At 71.8% G+C, this 15,766-nt stretch carries 10 protein-coding genes; 8 read left to right on the top strand and 2 right to left on the bottom strand.

Going from position 1 to position 15,766, the window contains the following annotated elements:
- The first annotated feature begins 14 nt into the window (after positions 1-14).
- The 4 genes from ACWEOE_RS03565 to ACWEOE_RS03550 are packed head-to-tail and all read left to right on the top strand — an operon-like array spanning position 15 to position 4,390.
- Complete coding sequence (locus tag ACWEOE_RS03565) at positions 15-1,286, top strand: ABC transporter substrate-binding protein (protein ID WP_452003406.1); 1,272 nt, start codon at positions 15-17, stop codon at positions 1,284-1,286.
- 5 nt (positions 1,287-1,291) lie between these two features.
- Positions 1,292-2,200: a carbohydrate ABC transporter permease gene (locus tag ACWEOE_RS03560; RefSeq protein ID WP_452003404.1), complete on the top strand. Its 909-nt coding sequence runs from the start codon at positions 1,292-1,294 to the stop codon at positions 2,198-2,200.
- Positions 2,197-3,024: a carbohydrate ABC transporter permease gene (locus ACWEOE_RS03555; protein WP_452003401.1), complete on the top strand. Its 828-nt coding sequence runs from the start codon at positions 2,197-2,199 to the stop codon at positions 3,022-3,024. Before ACWEOE_RS03560 ends, ACWEOE_RS03555 begins: the two co-directional genes overlap by 4 nt.
- A complete protein-coding gene (locus ACWEOE_RS03550) occupies positions 3,017-4,390 on the top strand; it encodes a GH1 family beta-glucosidase (RefSeq protein ID WP_452003398.1) in 1,374 nt (457 codons plus the stop codon). The genes ACWEOE_RS03555 and ACWEOE_RS03550 overlap by 8 nt, the downstream gene beginning before the upstream one ends.
- 62 nt (positions 4,391-4,452) lie before the next feature.
- On the opposite strand, the gene ACWEOE_RS03545 is transcribed toward ACWEOE_RS03550, so the two are convergent.
- Positions 4,453-8,160, bottom strand: a complete 3,708-nt coding sequence (locus ACWEOE_RS03545; RefSeq protein ID WP_452003396.1) for a BTAD domain-containing putative transcriptional regulator — start codon at positions 8,158-8,160, stop codon at positions 4,453-4,455.
- A gap of 126 nt (positions 8,161-8,286) precedes the next feature.
- A complete protein-coding gene (locus ACWEOE_RS03540) occupies positions 8,287-11,562 on the bottom strand; it encodes a BTAD domain-containing putative transcriptional regulator (protein WP_452003393.1) in 3,276 nt (1,091 codons plus the stop codon).
- A gap of 323 nt (positions 11,563-11,885) precedes the next feature.
- Between ACWEOE_RS03540 and ACWEOE_RS03535 the strand changes: the two genes are divergently transcribed.
- The 4 genes from ACWEOE_RS03535 (at position 11,886) to ACWEOE_RS03520 (ending at position 15,152) form a co-directional block, all read left to right on the top strand.
- The gene (locus ACWEOE_RS03535; protein WP_452003390.1) at positions 11,886-12,179 is read left to right on the top strand and encodes a WXG100 family type VII secretion target; all 294 of its coding nucleotides are present in this window, start codon (positions 11,886-11,888) and stop codon (positions 12,177-12,179) included.
- Complete coding sequence (locus tag ACWEOE_RS03530) at positions 12,176-12,460, top strand: WXG100 family type VII secretion target (RefSeq protein ID WP_452003387.1); 285 nt, start codon at positions 12,176-12,178, stop codon at positions 12,458-12,460. The genes ACWEOE_RS03535 and ACWEOE_RS03530 overlap by 4 nt, the downstream gene beginning before the upstream one ends.
- Positions 12,461-12,641: 181 nt before the next feature.
- On the top strand, positions 12,642-13,277 hold the full coding sequence (locus ACWEOE_RS03525) for a response regulator transcription factor (protein ID WP_204093458.1): 636 nt from the start codon (positions 12,642-12,644) through the stop codon (positions 13,275-13,277).
- 552 nt (positions 13,278-13,829) lie between these two features.
- Positions 13,830-15,152, top strand: coding sequence for an amidase family protein (locus ACWEOE_RS03520; RefSeq protein WP_452003384.1), 1,323 nt, complete (start codon positions 13,830-13,832; stop codon positions 15,150-15,152).
- Positions 15,153-15,766: the final 614 nt, after the last annotated feature.

Genomic DNA, 15,766 nt, shown 5'->3' with positions numbered 1-15,766 from the left:
GGGAAGCTCACCCCGTGCGAAAGCTGACCCGGCGCCCGACCGTCGCCGTCTTGACGACCGCGCTCCTCCTGCTGACAACCGCTTGCGGCGGGGGCTCCGCCGCCTCGGGCGGGAAGATCAAGCTGACCGTGGCCACCTTCGGTGAGTTCGGTTATGCCCCGCTCTTCGCGCAGTACGAGAAGGATCACCCGAACATCGAGATCCAGAGCCGGGTCACCGACTTCGACACGCACTTCAAGACCCTCGCCACGCAGCTCGCGGCCGGCCACGGCGCGGCCGATGTCGTGGCGATCGAGGAGCAGCAGATCCCCAAGTACCTCGGGGTGAAGGACAAGTTCGTGAACCTCGGGGACTACGGCGCCGAACAGCTGCAGAACCAGTGGGCGTCGTGGAAGTGGGCGCAGGGGACCAAGGACGGCGACGTGCTCGGCCTTGGCACGGACATGGGCAGTCTCGCCATGTGCTACCGCCGCGACCTGTTCCAGCAGGCGGGCCTGCCGACCGACCGCGAGGCCGTCGCGAAGCTCATGCCCACCTGGGACGCGTACGCGAAGCTTTCCCAGCGGTTCACCGACAAGCTGCCCAAGGTGAAGTTCGCCGACTCCGCTGGAACCGTTTACACAGCGATGCTGAACCAGTCGCCGGAGAACTACTTCTCCTCGCGCGACGACTCCTACATCGCGGGCACGAACCCGAGCGTGCGCAACGCCTTCATGCTCGCGGGCACCCTCGCGCAGAAGGGCCAGACAGCCGGCGCGACCACGTACACGCAGGCCTGGAACGTCGCGATCAAGCAGGGCACCTTCGCCACGATCGCGTGCCCGGCCTGGATGCTCACGCAGATCAAGGAAGCCGGCGGCGACGGCAACACCGGCAAGTGGGACGTGACGACCGTGCCCGGCGCCAGCGGCAACCAGGGCGGGTCGTTCCTCTCGATCCCGAAGCAGAGCGAGCACCCGAACGAAGCCTACGACCTCGCGAAGTGGCTCACGGCGCCCGAGCAGGAGAAGAAGATCTTCCTGTCCGACGGCATCCTGCCCAGCGAGCCGGGTGTCTACAAGGACCCGCAGGTCGTGGCCCACACCGACCCGTACTTCTCCGGCGCGCCGATCGGCCGGATCTACGCCGCGTCCGCCGACACCCTGCGTCCCAACTACCGGGGTCTGCACGACGCCGACGTCCGGCCCGAGTTCGGCCGGGCGCTCGGGCGGATCGAGGACGGGTCCGAAAAGGTCGACCAGGCCTGGCAGGACGCCGTGAACCTCGGCCGCGAGGCGATCAAGTAGGCGCCGTGCGCGGCGCTCGGTCGGGACGGTGGGACCGCAAGGCGACGCCGTTCCTCTTCATCGCCCCCTTCTTCGCCGTGTTCGCGGTGTTCGGCGCGTTCCCGATCGTCTACACGGCTTGGGTTTCGCTGCACGACTGGGACCTGCTCGGCGGCGACCAGGGCGGGTTCGGGCTCGCGAACTACGCCGAGCTGTTCACCGACGGCCGGTTCTACAACGCGCTGTTCAACACCACCAGCATCTTCCTGCTCGCCGCGGTCCCCGAGTTCTTCCTGGCGCTCGGGATCGCGGCACTGCTGAACCGGCCGCTGCGCGCGGCCACGTGGTGGCGCACCGGCGTGCTGCTGCCCAACGTGGTGTCGGTCGTGGCCGTGGGGCTGGTCTTCACGCAGCTCTACAGCCGCGACTACGGCGTGGTCAACGAGGTGCTCGGCTGGTTCGGGATCGACCCGATCTCCTTCCAGGCCCGCAAGTGGTCCTCGCACCTGGCCGTGGCGACGATGGTGATGTGGCGCTGGACCGGTTACAACGCGCTGATCTACCTGGCGGCGATGCAGGCCGTGCCGCAGGACCTGTACGAGGCGGCGGCGCTGGACGGCGCGTCGCGCTGGCGCTCGTTCTGGTCGGTGACCGTGCCGGGCATCCGGCCGACCATCGCGTTCACGGCGGTGGCGGGCACGGTCAACGGCCTGCAGCTGTTCGCCGAACCGCAGCTGTTCGACGCCACCGGCTCGAGCGGCGCGGGTGGCAACGACCGGCAGTTCCAGACGCTCACGATGTACTTGTACGAAAAGGGTTTCGGCAAGTTCGACGCGGGTTACGCCTCGGCGATCTCGTGGGTGATGTTCGTGTTCTGCGTGCTGTTCGCGTTCTTCAACTACCGGCTGGTGCGCCGGTTCGTGAGCGCGCCGTGATCCCGCGGCGGCGCGCGGGCGCCTGGGTGTACGTGGTGCTGGTCGGTGTGGTGGGCGCGTCGCTCTTCCCGCTGTACTGGTCGTTCGTGATCTCCACCCGGGACAACGCGGCGATCGGCGAGACCTCACCGCTGCTGCTGCCGGGCGGGCACCTGTTGGAGAACATCCGGCGCGTGTTCGACACCGTCGACTTCTGGCTGGCGATCGGCAACTCGCTGATCGTGGCCGTGACGGTGATGGTGTCCAATGTGGTCCTCGCGAGCCTGGCCGGGTTCGCGTTCGCGCGGCTGAGGTTTCCCGGCCGCAACAGCCTTTTCCTCTTCGTGGTGGGCTCGGCGATGGTGCCGGCGCAGCTCGGCGTGATCCCGTTGTACCTCGTGGTCGGCGACTTCGGCTGGTACGGGAAGCTGGAGGCGGTGATCGTGCCGGCACTGGTGAGCGCGTTCAGCGTGTTCTGGATGCGCCAGGCGTGCGAGGGCGCGGTGGCCGGCGAGCTCGTGGACGCGGCCACTGTGGACGGTGCGTCGGTGGTGCGCACCTTCTGGCACGTGGCCGTGCCCGCGATCCGGCCGCAGGCCGCGGTGCTGGCGATGCTCACGTTCATGGCCACGTGGAACGACTACTTCTGGCCGCTGGTCGTGCTCGACCCCAACGAGACGCCGACCGTGCAGGTGGTGCTCTCGCAGCTGGCCAGTGGCTACTACACCGACTACGCGCTGATGCTCACGGGCGCGACGCTGGGCGTGCTCCCGGTGATCGCGCTGTTCCTGGTCCTGGGGCGGTACATCGTGCGGGGGATCCTGAAAGGTGCTGTGCATGGCTGAGCTCGAGTTCCCGTCCGGCTTCTGGTGGGGCGCGGCGACCGCGTCGTACCAGATCGAAGGCGGGGCCACCGAAGGCGGACGCGGACCGTCCATCTGGGACACCTACAGCGCGACTCCCGGCAAGGTGCTGGGCGGCGACACCGGCGCGGTCGCGTGCGACCACTACCACCGCTACGGCGCGGACGCGACGCTGCTGAGCGAGCTGGGGCTGCCGGTGTACCGGTTCTCGGTGGCGTGGCCGCGCGTGATGCCCGACGGCCGCACCCGCAACGCCGAAGGTCTCGCCTTCTACGACCGGCTCGTCGACGAGCTGCTGAGCCGCGACATCCTGCCGGTGCTCACGCTGTACCACTGGGACCTGCCGCAGGCCATCGAGGACGAGGGCGGCTGGCCGGCGCGCGACACCGCGTACCGCTTCGCCGACTACGCCGCCGTGGTCCACGACGCCCTCGGCGACCGCGTACCCCAGTGGACGACGATCAACGAGCCGTTCTGCGCCGCCTTCCTGGGCTACGGCAGCGGCGTGCACGCGCCCGGCATCCAGGACTACGACACCGCGCTCGTCGCCGCGCACCACCTGCTGCTGGGCCACGGCCTCGCCATGCGCGCGCTCACCGAGCAGGCCCGGCCGGGCCAGGACTTCTCGCTGGCGCTGAACTTCGCACCCGCCCTGGCCGACGGCGACACCGACGCCCACCGCGAAGCCGTGCGCAAGTTCGACGGCATCCACAACCGCTTCTTCCTCGACCCCGTGCTCGGCCGCGGCTACCCCGAGGACGTGATGGCCGACGTCGAACACCACGGCGGCCGCTTCGCCGCTGCGATCAAGGACGGCGACACCGACCTCATCGCTGCCGCCATCGACTGGCTCGGCGTGAACTACTACGCCCCCGCCCGCGTCGCCCCGCTCGACGACCCGCTCGCCACGAGCAACTGCCCGCTGCCCGGCCTGCGCGGCATGGACGTACTGCCCCCGCGCGGTCCGCTCACCGCGTTCGGCTGGGAGCAGACCCCGTCGTCGCTCACGGATCTGTTGGTGTGGCTCGACTCCCACACCGGCGGACTGCCGCTGGTGGTGGCCGAGAACGGCGCGTCCTTCGAGGACACCGTGACCGACGGCCGCGTCCACGACCCCGCGCGCGTCGCCTACCTGGACACCCACATCCGCGCCGTGCACGACGCCATGACCCGGGGCGCCGACGTCCGCGGCTACCTGGCCTGGTCCCTGCTGGACAACTTCGAATGGGGCATGGGGTACACGCAACGCTTCGGCCTCATCCACGTGGATTTCGAGACGCAGGTGCGCACGATCAAGGACTCCGGTCGGTTCCTGGGTGAGGTCGCGAAGCTCAACTCCCTGCCCTGATGTGCCCCCGCTGTGGCGTTGGGTGCGCCCGGCGCCGCAGCGGGGCATCGGGCGCGTGAACCTCAGCCGATCCGGCGAGCGACCGCGTTGGCCACCCCGCTGCGCGACGGCGACTCCAGCTTCCCCAGCAACCGCGCCACGTGAGCCTGCACGGTCCGCCGCGGCAACGCGAGTTCGGTGGCGATGTCCGGGTTGGACCGGCCCTCCGCCACGAGCGTCGCGATCCGGACCTCCAGCGGCGACAGCGAATCCCACCCGTGGCCCGGCCGTGCGGCGGCCACGAACCGCCCGCCGCGGCGAACACCGAGCTCCCGCAGGCGTTTCTCCGCGCGCTGCAGGTCCCACCGGGCCGACAGCGAGGTGTACAGCTCCGCCGCCTCGTCCAGCGCGGTGTGTGCCGCGGGCAGGTCGTCGGTGCGGGCGAGCAGCACGGCCGCGTCTTCCAGCGCGGCGGCCAGCTCGGGTCTGCGGCCCACCGCGCGGAAGTGCTCCACCGTCCGCAGCACCGGCGCCGGGTCACCGTCGATCAGGCCGCGGCACCAGTCCATGGCCGCGTGGGCCCGGGCTGGCTCGCGTTCCTTGGCCGCTTCCTCCTCGCACACCGCCAGCCCGCGCAACGCGAGCGCGAGGTCGCCGGCCTCCAGCGCCAGTCCCACGAACATCGGCAACCACTGGTGGCGCAGCATCATCTGCGCGTACGTCGGGTTCAAGATCGGTTCGAGCACGGCCAGCGCTTCCTTGATCTCCCCGCGCTGCCACGCCACCACGGCGTTGGCCACCAGCAGGAAGTCGAAGCTCTCGCGTTCGGCGCCGGTGGCCGGGGCGTATTCCTCTGCCGCGTCCAGGTGCGCCGCGGCCTGGCCACGTTCGCCCCGCCGAGCCGCGATCAGCGAAGCGACGCCGTGCAACAGCAGCGCCGCCGCTCCGGGTTCACGCAGGCCGTAGAAGGTGATCGCCGGGCCGTCCTCCGTCACGGTGTCGAGCTCGACCAGCGCCTCGTCCCAGCGCCCCTCCCAGTAGCGGTGCACCGCGACCGACACCTGCAACCCGATCGGCATCGCGTGTCGCTGCGCGATCTCACCCGCCGCGCGCAGGGTGCGGTCGGCCTCGGTGAGCCGGTCGAGGTTCTGGAGCGTGAAGACGCGGTTGTCCAGCAGGTCCAAGTGCAGGTCGGCCAGCTCGTGCTCGTCGCCGACGGCCTCGATCGCCGCGTCGATGTTCGTCAGCGCGCTTTCGTGGTGCCGGCGCACGGAATCGACCAGCCACAACGTCTGCAGCGCGTGGGCCGTGAGGTACGGATCGCCGTCGGCCTCGGCGCGGGCCTGGTGTGCGCTGGCCTCGGCCACGTCGAGGTCGTCGAGCCCGCCGCGGCGGAAGTTGGCCAGCAGGTGCCGGCGCCGAACGTGCCAGATCTCGGGCAGCGCCGGATCGTCCTCGGCCTCTTCGAGTGTCTGCACGGCGAGCGCGACGGCGCCGCGCCGGAACCGCAGCGTGGCCAGCAAGTGCCGCATCTCCGCGACGTTCTCCGGGTCACGAGCCAGCTCGAGTGCCTGCACGGCAAGGGGTTCCGGGTTGCGTTCGAGCCGGAAGAGCACCTTGGTCAGCGCGGTGATCAGCGCCTCGCGCCGCGGGTCGGCGGCCGAGCACGCCGTGAGCGCGCGCTCCAGCAACTCGACGGCGATCAGCGGCGCGCGGTTGGTCACGGCCGACTGGTTCTCCGTGAGCCAGTCCAGCACCCAAGGGTCTACAGTGGACGGAGCGGCCACCAGCTGTTCGGCCACCCGCTTCACCGGCGCCCCGATCCGGGCCAGCGCTTCGGCGGCCTGCCGGTGCAGCGCCGCCCGCGTGCCCGACAACAGCCGGTTGTAAAGAGCCTGGCGCAGCAACGGATGCCGGAACGCGAGCTGCGTGCCGGTGTCGATGAGCACGTTGGCCGCCACCGCTTCTTCCAGCGGCCCCAACAGGTCCGACGGCCGGATCCCGAGCACGGCCGCGATGTCACCCACCGCGAACTCCATGCCCAGCAACGCACCCCAGCGCAGCACGTCCTGCGTCTCGGCCGGCAGGAAGTCGAGCCGCCGGTCGACGGCCGCCACGAGCGAGCGCGGCGTCTCGAACTCGGCGGGGTCGTCGACGTCGGCGTATCCACGGTCGACCTCGACCGCACCGGCGCGCACCAGGACGTCGACCATTTCCTTCACGTACAACGGGTTTCCCGCGGCACGGGCGGCCAGCTCACGCAGGCCCGGACCGGGGTCCGCGCCCAGCAGCCCTTCGATCAGCCGCACGACGTCGTCGGACTCCAGCGGCTCGAGGTCCAGCACCACGCCGTCACGCGACTCGACGCCGCGGCGCAGCTGCGCCAGCTCCGCGCGGTCCGGCGCCGGCCGGGTCGCGGCCACGAGCAGCAACGGCAGCTGCCGCGTCGCCGCGCACAACCGGTGCCACACGAGCACGCTCGACTCGTCGGCCCATTGCAGGTCGTCGATCACGAGCACCAGCGGGGCGTCGGCGCACAGCTCGTCGACCAGCGACAGCAGCCGGTCGACGGCGCCGAGGACCGGGTCGCTCGAACCCCACGCCCGCTGCGCGGGCCCCTCGCCCGTGAGCTCCTTCGCGACGCGCGCCCGGCGCGGATCCGGTGAAGCGGCGTCGATCGCGAGGCACTCCAGCATCACCTGCAGCGGGAACCGGGTGCTCAGCTCGTCGGCCGCCACCCACGCGAGCTGCAAGCCGCCGGTCATGGCGTGGCTGAACACGCGGGTGAGCAGCTCCGATTTCCCGATGCCCGGCTCGCCCTCGATCCACACGGCGCGGCCCCGCCCGTCGCGGACCTCGGCCAGCAGCTCGGACAGCTGCTCCGTCTCGGCTTCGCGGCCGAACAACGGCCCGCTTTCTCCGTCGTCGAGCGCCCGGCTCACGCGCGGCGGCAGCACCGAGATCGGCGCGGGACCGGCCGCGGGTTCGGGCGCCTTCGCCCTGGGCAGGTCGAGCGCCGGGTCCTGTTCCAGCACGCGCTGGTGCAGCTCGCGCAGCCGCGGCCCGGGTTCCACGCCCAACTCGGCGCGCAGGGTGGCGCGGGCGTCGCGGAACACGTCGAGCGCGTCGGAGTGCCGGCCGCTGCGGTAGAGCGCGAGCAGGAGCGACTCACGCACCGACTCGCGCAGCGGGTGCTCGCCGGCGAGCACGGTCAGCTCCGCGATCAGGTCCTGGTGGCCGCCGAGCTCCAGCACGGCCGCGGCGCGGCGTTCGAGCGTGTCCAGCCGCAGCTCGGCGAGGTGCTCGCGGTGGCGTTCGGCGAACGCGCCGGGCACGCCGGACAGCGCCTCGCCGTGCCACAGCGCCAGCGCCGAGTCGTACTCCGCGGCGGCTTTGTCGTGATCACTTCCGGCGGTGTGCTGCTGGGCGAGCTCGCGGTGACGTTCGAACACGGCCGCGTCGAGCGATTCGGGCTCCAGCGCCAGCGAATACCCACCGGCGTCGGACACGAGCACGCCCGAGGCCGCCCACTTCGTGCGCTCGGGGTCGAGCGCGCGGCGCAGGCCCGAGATGTACGTGTGCACGCTGCCCTCGACGCTGGCCGGCGGCGAGTCGCCCCACACCCCGGCGATCAGCTCAGCGCGCGGCACCGACCGGCCGGCGTTGACCGCGAGCATCGCGAAGAGGGCACGCTGGCGCGCCGGCCCGAGCTTGACCTCGGCCGGACCCCGCCAGGCCCGCAACGGGCCGAGCACGTCCACCCGCAACCCGCTGTGCGCATCCCCTGGCATGCCGTTCCATTCGACGTACCGGTCTGACCCCGGCGAGCTTACCGGCAGCCGGTGATCACCCGGCATCGTCCGAGTGGCCACCATCCGGCGGGCCTCAGGGCCGGTTCCGCTGATCGGGGAACCGGGTCATTCACCCGACGCGCGATTGCGAACGGGATTGGCGCGGCGGATGCCGTGCGGGTGCATCCGCGTCTCGGCCCGGCGCACGTCCCAGGCCGCCCCGAGCGCGGTGTAGTTCGTGAGCGCCGCGCGGAACGCCGAGCGCGCCTCGTCGAGCCGGCCGTGTTCCGCGAGCAGGATCGCGGCGTCCTCGGTCGCGCGCGCGTGTTTCAGCACGCGGCCGGCGGCCTCGTAGTGCGCGGCCGCGCCGAGGATCGCGTCGGGGTCGCCCGAAACCAGGCCGCGGCAGTGGGCCGCGGCGGCGGTGTGCGCGGGTGGGACATCGGAGCCGTCGGTGTCACCGATGAGCCGCAGCGCCTGGTACGCGTAGTGCGGCTCGCCCAGCTGCATCGCCAGGCGCACCAGATCGGGCAGCCACTGCTGGCGCGCCGAAGGTGGATAACCCTGGTCCAGCAACGGCGTCAGCGCGGCCAGCGCCGCCTCCGGGTTGCCTTCCAGCTCGGCCAGCTGGGCCTCGGCGGCCAGCAGGTAGTCGCCGCCGTTGGGCTCGAGGTCGGCCGGCCAGTGCTGGTGCGCGGCGGCGTCGAGGTGCGCGCTCGCCTCTTCCGGTTCGTCGCGGTGGCTCGCGATCAACGCGCCGACGCCGTGCACGAGCAGCGCGGAACCGGGGCTGCGCAACACGTACGACGCCGTTTCGGCACCGCCCTTGATCACCGTGTCGAGCTCGGTGAGCGCCTCGGGCCAGCGGCCGCGCCAGTAGTAGTGCACGGCGCCGGCGAGGTGCATCTCGCCCGGCACGGCGCGGGTCGCGGCCAGCCGGCGCGCGGTGCTCAGCGGTTCGGCCGCGTCGTCGAGCCCGTCGAGCACACCCAGCTCGGACAGGTCCGGTTCGGACGTTTCGGCCACGGCCAGGCGGTCGAGCGTCGCGCGCAGCGTTTCGTGCCGGCCGCGCCACATCTCGGGCACGTTCGGATCGGCGAGCGTGCGCCGGACCTCTTCGGACGCTTCGGCGAACTCGCCGCGCCGGTAGTAGATGTAGGCGAGGATCCAGCGCATCTCCGCGGCCTGCCTGCTGTCCTCGGTCCGCGCGACCACCGAGCGCGCCTCGGCCTCGGGTTCCCGGCCGAGCCAGAAGAGCAGCCGCGCGAGCGTGGCCGTGAGCGGCTCGCGCGCGTCGGCGGGCAGCGTCGGCTGCGTGACCACGTGCTTGAGCAGGTCGACGGCCATGCGCGGCGCTTCCGCCGCCACCGTGCCGATGTGCTCGGTCAACCACGCCGTGACCCACGGGTCCACCTGCACCGGCGCGGCGGCCAGCTGCTCGGCCACGCGCTCGGGCAGCGCGCCCGCGCCCTGGAACGCCTCGGCGAGCTGGCGGTGCAGCGCCACGCGCATCGCGGCCGGCGTCTTTTCGTACAGCACGCGGCGCAGCAGCGGGTGGCGGAAGGTCAGCAGCGCGTCGGACTCGGTGAGCACGCCGGCCGCCAGCGCTTCCTCGACGGCGCCGACGAGCGCGGTCGCCTGCCGTTCGGTGGCGATCGCGATGTCGGCGAGCGAGAACTCCTTGCCCAGCAACGCAGCCCAGCGCAGCACGTCTCGCGTGCCACTGGAGAGGAAGCTCAGGTACAGCGTGACGCGTGAACCCAGCGGCGGCGGGATCGTGCGGCAGGTGTTGCTGTCGACGATCGCCTGCGCGCCGTCGAGCAGGATCATCGAGTTGGAGAGCAGCGTCTCCACGATTTCCTTGGCGTAGCGCGGGTTTCCCGAAGCGAACGCGATCAGCGTGCGCAGGACCTGGCCCGGCGGGGCACCGGCGAGGTCTCCCGCGAGGTCGCGGATGGCGCTCTCCGGCAGCGGCCCGAGCGTGAGCAGCTCCGTGCCGTCGGCCGCGAGCTCCGCACGCAGGGCGTCGAGCTCGGCGGGCCGGGGGACCGGACGGCACGCGCCGATCAGCAGCAACGGCAGCCGCCGCGTCTCCCGGCTGAGGTAGCGCCACACGCGCAGCGTGGCGTCGTCGGCCCACTGCAGGTCGTCGACCACGAGCGCGAGCGGCTCGTCCGCGCACAGCTCGCGCACCAGCCCGAGGATGCCCTCCACCGGGTCGGCGCCGGGGTTCTCCGCGAGCGCGACGGCGAGCTCCGCGCGCCGCAGGTCCGACGCGCGCGGGTGCACGCCGAGCGCGTCGAGCAGCGGCCGCAGGGTGAAGCGCTGGTCGAGCGCGTCGGCCGAGGCGAACAGCGGTTTGGCGCCCGCGTCCTGCACCATCGCGAGGGTTTCGGCGAGCAGCGCCGTCTTGCCGATGCCGGGTTCGCCCTCGACCCACACCGAACGGCCGAGCCCGCCGTCGAGGCCGGCGACGGTTTCGCGCAGCAGCAGCGTCTCGCCGGCGCGGTCGAAGAAGATCTCCGCGCGCGGCGGCAGCACCGGCAACGGGAACCGCGGCACCCGGGCGGGCGCGGGGGCCGGCCGCGGCGCCGGCCGCTCCACCGGGGAACCGCCGCCGAGCAGGCGCTCGTACAGCTCGCGCAGCGCGGGGCCCGGCTCGGTGCCGAAGTCGTCGATCAGCTTGTCCCGCAGGTCGGTGTACACGGCAAGCGCTTCCGTGCGGCGGTCGCTCAGGGCGAGCGCGCGCATGAGCAACCCGTGCAACGGTTCGCGGAACGGGTGCTCGCGCGCCGAGGCGAGCAGCTCCGTGAGCAGTTCGTGGTGCCCGCCGTTGTCGAGCAGGACCTCGGCGCGGCGCTCGACCGTCGTCAGACGCAGCTCTTCCAGCCGCGCGCGCTGCGAAGCCGCGAAGGGGCCGGGCAGATTCTGAAGCGGCTCGCCGTGCCACAGCGCGAGCGCCTCGTCGAGCTTCGCGAGCCCGAGGTTGCACTCGCGGGCCGCCAGATGGCGCTGGGCCTGCTCGCGCAGCGCTTCGAAGTGGTGGACGTCGACGGTTTCGGGGTTGACGCACAGCGAGTACCCCGACCCGATCGACGCGAGCAGCTGCGGTCCGGCGCCCTTCACCCGGCCTGGCTCGAGCGCGCGGCGCAGCCCGGAGATGTAGGTGTAGATGCTGCCCTGAGCGCTGGCCGGGGGAGCGTCGCCCCACACGGCGTCGATCAGCTCTTCGCGGGAAACGGTGCGGTTGGGCGACATCGCGAGCACCGCGAGGACCGTGCGCCGGTGGGCCGAGCCGAGATCGAGCTCGGTGTCGGTGGCGCCGCGCCAGGCGCGGACCGGGCCCAGCAGCCGGATCTTCGGCGCGGTGATACCGCCCGCCGCGCCGTCCGCTGCCGACATCGGTCTCCCTTCACGCGCCTGACGGATCGTCACACGCCGGATGCCAGTCGTGATCTTACGCCCGAACGGGTGGTGGAGTGGGCCGGGTCCGCGTGCCGCCGGGCCGCCAGTCTGGGGGCGGGGCGTGACCGCCACTCGGCGTGACGGCGAACACGGGGGAAACTCCACCGGCGCAAGCACGGTGGAACCGCAGGCAAGGATATCCGAAAATCGGGCATACCACCTGGTCCGCGGTTTCACCACCCCCCGTCGGTGGGTCACGCTCGGTGCCAAGCCCACGCGGCACGGGCGCGGGTACTGGGGACGTGTGGTGAGGAGACATCGTGAATTCGATTCCTCCGACGATGGTGCCGGACGGTATGCGAGGTGCGGCGGGTGAGTTCGCCCGCGCGATAGACTCGGCCAACGCCCATTTGAGGCGGGTCAACAGCGAGATGGCGGCGCTGCAGGCGTCGTGGCGGGGCGAGGCCTCGGTGCGCTTCGGCCAGGCGATGAACGACTGGGAACAGCAGTACGACCTCATCCTGGGCCGGCTCGCCGACCTGCTCGCGGTCACCGGCGGCGCGGCCGGCGACGAGCGGGTGGCCCCGTGGACGGGTGGCTTGAGCGGCACATGAGCGCAGGGCGTTTCGACTTCACCGACGCCGATGAGATCCTGGACCGGATGGGCAAGACGACCGGCGGGATCCGGGCCGTGCTGGCCGAGCTGGAGTCCACTGTGGAACGGGACATGGCGGGCTGGACGCCGGAGGCGCAGGCGCGCTACTGGTCGGCCAAGCGGGCGTGGACCGACGCCGTCGACCGGATGCCCGGCTGCGTCGCGCGGGCGCGCGAGGCGTTCCGCGAGATCGCCGGCAAGTCGGCCGCGGGTTCGTGCGGGGTGTGCTCCCAGCCGTGAAGTCAGCCGGTCTCAGCGCCGACGTCAAGGGCTTCGTGAAGATGTGAGTAAAAGACGCTGACCTGCGGGTATGGGGAACTTCTTCACAACTTCGCCGGATGTGAAGACTCTTGGTAAGAAAACGTGAAGTCACGCGCGCGAGACTTGTCACCGTCAACCAGGAGTGGCGGTAGGAGAAGTCGTGAAGCTCGTGAAGGTCGCAGTCCTCGCCTCGGACCCGATCACCAAGGCCGGCGCTGCGAGTCTGCTGGGCACCCGCGCGGAGCTGCAGGTCCTCCCCGAGGACTCGGCCGCGCAGGCCGACGTGGTCCTCGTGATGGAGGAGCACGTGACCGACCGCGTGCTGTCGCGGGTCAAGGAGCTGGGGCGCGAGTCCGAACAGCTGGCCGGACCGCACCTCGTGATCGTCGCCGACCACTTCCGCGAGAGCGACCTCATGACCGCCATCGAGTGCGGCGTCGTCGCCATCCTGCCCCGGCGTGAGACGGGCGGCGCCGAGCTGGTCACCGCGGTCCTCACCGCCGGCGACGGCACGGCCAGCCTGCCGCCCCGCCTGCAGGGCGCCCTGCTCGGCCAGGTCCAGCGCATGCGCCGCGACGTGCTCGAGCCCAACGGCCTGACGCTGTCCGGCCTGGCCGCCCGCGAATGCGACGTGCTGCGGCTCGTCGCCGAGGGCTACGGCACCGAGGAGATCGCCACGAAGCTCTGCTACTCGGAACGCACGGTGAAGAACGTGCTCTACGGGTTGATGACCCGGTGTGGCCTGAACAACCGCGCCCACGCGGTGGCCTACGCTCTGCGCGCCGGCGCCATCTGAGCACCGGCTTCTGCTCGGGCCTTCCCTCTTTGTGAGGGAAGGCCCTTTTTGTTCCTTTTGTGGCCCGAGGTTTCTGGGGACGTGTCCGGTCTGGACTTTTGGCCGGTCCGCACCGCTGTGGGCCTTTTGGGCGCTGGCTCTTCGGCGGTTCAACGCCTTGCTGTGGTCGATGCTGGGTGCCTCTGCCTGCTTCAGGTGAGCGCCCTCGGCTGAAGGGACGTGGCCGAGGCGCGGCCTGCCCGGTCGTTGATTGTCTGGACCTTTCGGCAAGTGGCTCACCAGCTGCCGCGAGGTTGCCCTGTGGGTGGCACGTTGGACCCGGTCACCGGAGGCTCTCGCGTCCTGAGTTGTTCGGTCTGGACCTGTTCACAGTTGGTTCGAGCGCAAAGGTTTTAGCCGGAACCGGCGGCTGAGCTGCCCGAGGTGACGCGGCCCGCGGGGCTCCATCGCTCGGCGTGCGACTGCCCGGGGCCGCCCCACGTGCACCTTGGCTACCTCCCCGCACGTGCGGAGCCTTGTGGCTGTCCACTGAGGACGGTTAGGGTGCGGACCATGGTGCAGACTGCGGTGGAGATCGCGCGCGCGGTGCGCGCCGGTGAGCTGGACCCGGTCCAGGTGACCCAGGACGCCCTCGCCCGCATCGCGGCGGCGGACGGCGTCGTCGGGGCGTTCCGACGGGTGCGGGCGGCGGAGGCCCTGGCGGAGGCGGCGGAGGTCGCGGCGCGACCCGACCTGCGGGATCTGCCGCTGGCCGGTGTGCCGGTGGCGGTGAAGGACGTCACGGAGGTCGCCGGCGAGTACGCGGGCTGGGGGTCGGCCGCGGGGCCGCAGGCACCCTTTGCCGAGGACGGCGTGATCGCCGCCCGACTGCGGGCAGCCGGTGCCGTGATCGTCGGCCTGACGCGCGTGCCGGAGCTGTGCCTCTACCCGATGAGCGACGACCCCGACGGCGTGTCCCGAAACCCGTGGGAACCCGCGTACACCGCGGGCGGCTCCTCGGGCGGCAGCGCGGCTGCCGTCGCCGCGGGCCTCGTGCCCGTCGCGCACGGCACCGACGGCCTCGGCTCCGTGCGCCTGCCCGCCGCCATGTGCGGCCTGATCGGCCTGAAGCCCGGCCGCGGCGTCGTCCAGGAGCCCACCGAGGGCTGGTTCGGCATGTCCACCCACGGCCCCCTCGCCACCACGACCGCCGACGCGGCCCTGCTCATGTCCGTCCTCGGCGAGGACCCCGCCTTGGCCGACGTGCCGACGCCGGCTCCGCAGCGCATCGCGTTTTCGAAGCAGGTCCCCGTCACCCACACCCCGCTGCCGCGCCCGCTCGGCCGGGCCGTCACGCAGGCCGTCGCCCTGCTGCGCGGGGCCGGCCACACCCTGGCGGAAGCCACGCCGGCGTACGGCTTCGACACCGTGCTCGCGCTCCTCGCCCGCTGGTTCGCCGGCCCCGCCGCCCAGGCCGACGCCGAGTTCACCTTCCGCGACTTGCAGCCCCGCACGCGCACCCACGTCCGCCTGGGCCACCTCACGCGCCCCTTCGTCCACGACCGCGCGCGCACCACGTTCCTCACCCGCGCCGAAGCGTTCTTCTCCGACCACGACGTCCTCATCACCCCGACACTCGCGACCCTCCCCCCGAAAGCCACGCGCTGGCACCGCCGCTCCTGGCTCGCGAACGTCGTCCCGTCCGTCCGCGTCGCCGACTTCACGGGCTTCTGGAACCTCGCGGGCTACCCGGCCCTCTCCGTCCCGGTCGGCCACCACCCGGCTCTGGCCTTGACGACCTCGGTCCAACTCGTCGCCCCACCCGGCGGGGAATCCCTGCTACTGGGCCTGGCGGCGCAGTTGGAGGCGGCGAATCCGTGGCCACGCAGCCGCTGATCAGCCCCGCGGAACTCACCGGACAAACCCCCGCCCTCGTTGGGTCAGGCGGTTCTGACGCTCGCCGCGGCTGCCGTCGTGGCCAGCGCTGACCTGCGATCAGTTGAGGGACCCGGCTTCGATCCCCGCCAGGCAACACCGGACGAGACCGCTGCGACACGTGGCCGGCGACGTCCCTCAACGACGTGATCAGCGCTGGCCGCCGTCACGAAACCAGCACCACCGACCCAGCCGAAACCACGCCACTAGCGATCGCAGTGGACGGCACCTCCAGGCACGCTCCCGTCTACACCAATCTGCCCGCGGCCCTCACCCCGCTGGACGCCCATCTGACCACGGCACTTCGCGGCGGCCAATCCGTGACCGCGCAGCCGCTGATCCGCCCTCGGAACTCACCAGGCAAACCCCCGCCCTCCCCAGGGCCTATCCTCAAAGCCAGATGGGCAGTGTGGCCAGATCGATCATGCTCCGGTAGGAGGCGGCGGTCTTGTCGAACCGGGTCGCGATGGCACGGAACTACTTGAGACGGTTGAAGCAACGTTCGACGACGTTGCGGCGTTTGTAGGCAGTGCGGTCGAAAGCCGGTGGACGTCCACCGGCCCGGCCGCGGCGCA

This window comes from Amycolatopsis sp. NPDC004368 (genome assembly GCF_053602515.1).
The sequence above is the reverse complement of the archived record's forward strand: the minus strand, read 5'-3'. Positions and strand labels throughout refer to the sequence as shown.

What these genes read in the sequence shown, in the direction of transcription:
- ACWEOE_RS03520 (WP_452003384.1), top strand. Translation starts at nt 13,830, where the DNA reads ATGGTGCAGACTGCGGTGGAGATCGCGCGCGCGGTGCGCGCCGGTGAG.
- ACWEOE_RS03545 (WP_452003396.1), bottom strand. Translation starts at nt 8,160, where the DNA reads ATGCCAGGGGATGCGCACAGCGGGTTGCGGGTGGACGTGCTCGGCCCG.
- ACWEOE_RS03530 (WP_452003387.1), top strand. Translation starts at nt 12,176, where the DNA reads ATGAGCGCAGGGCGTTTCGACTTCACCGACGCCGATGAGATCCTGGAC.
- ACWEOE_RS03550 (WP_452003398.1), top strand. Translation starts at nt 3,017, where the DNA reads ATGGCTGAGCTCGAGTTCCCGTCCGGCTTCTGGTGGGGCGCGGCGACC.
- ACWEOE_RS03540 (WP_452003393.1), bottom strand. Translation starts at nt 11,562, where the DNA reads ATGTCGGCAGCGGACGGCGCGGCGGGCGGTATCACCGCGCCGAAGATC.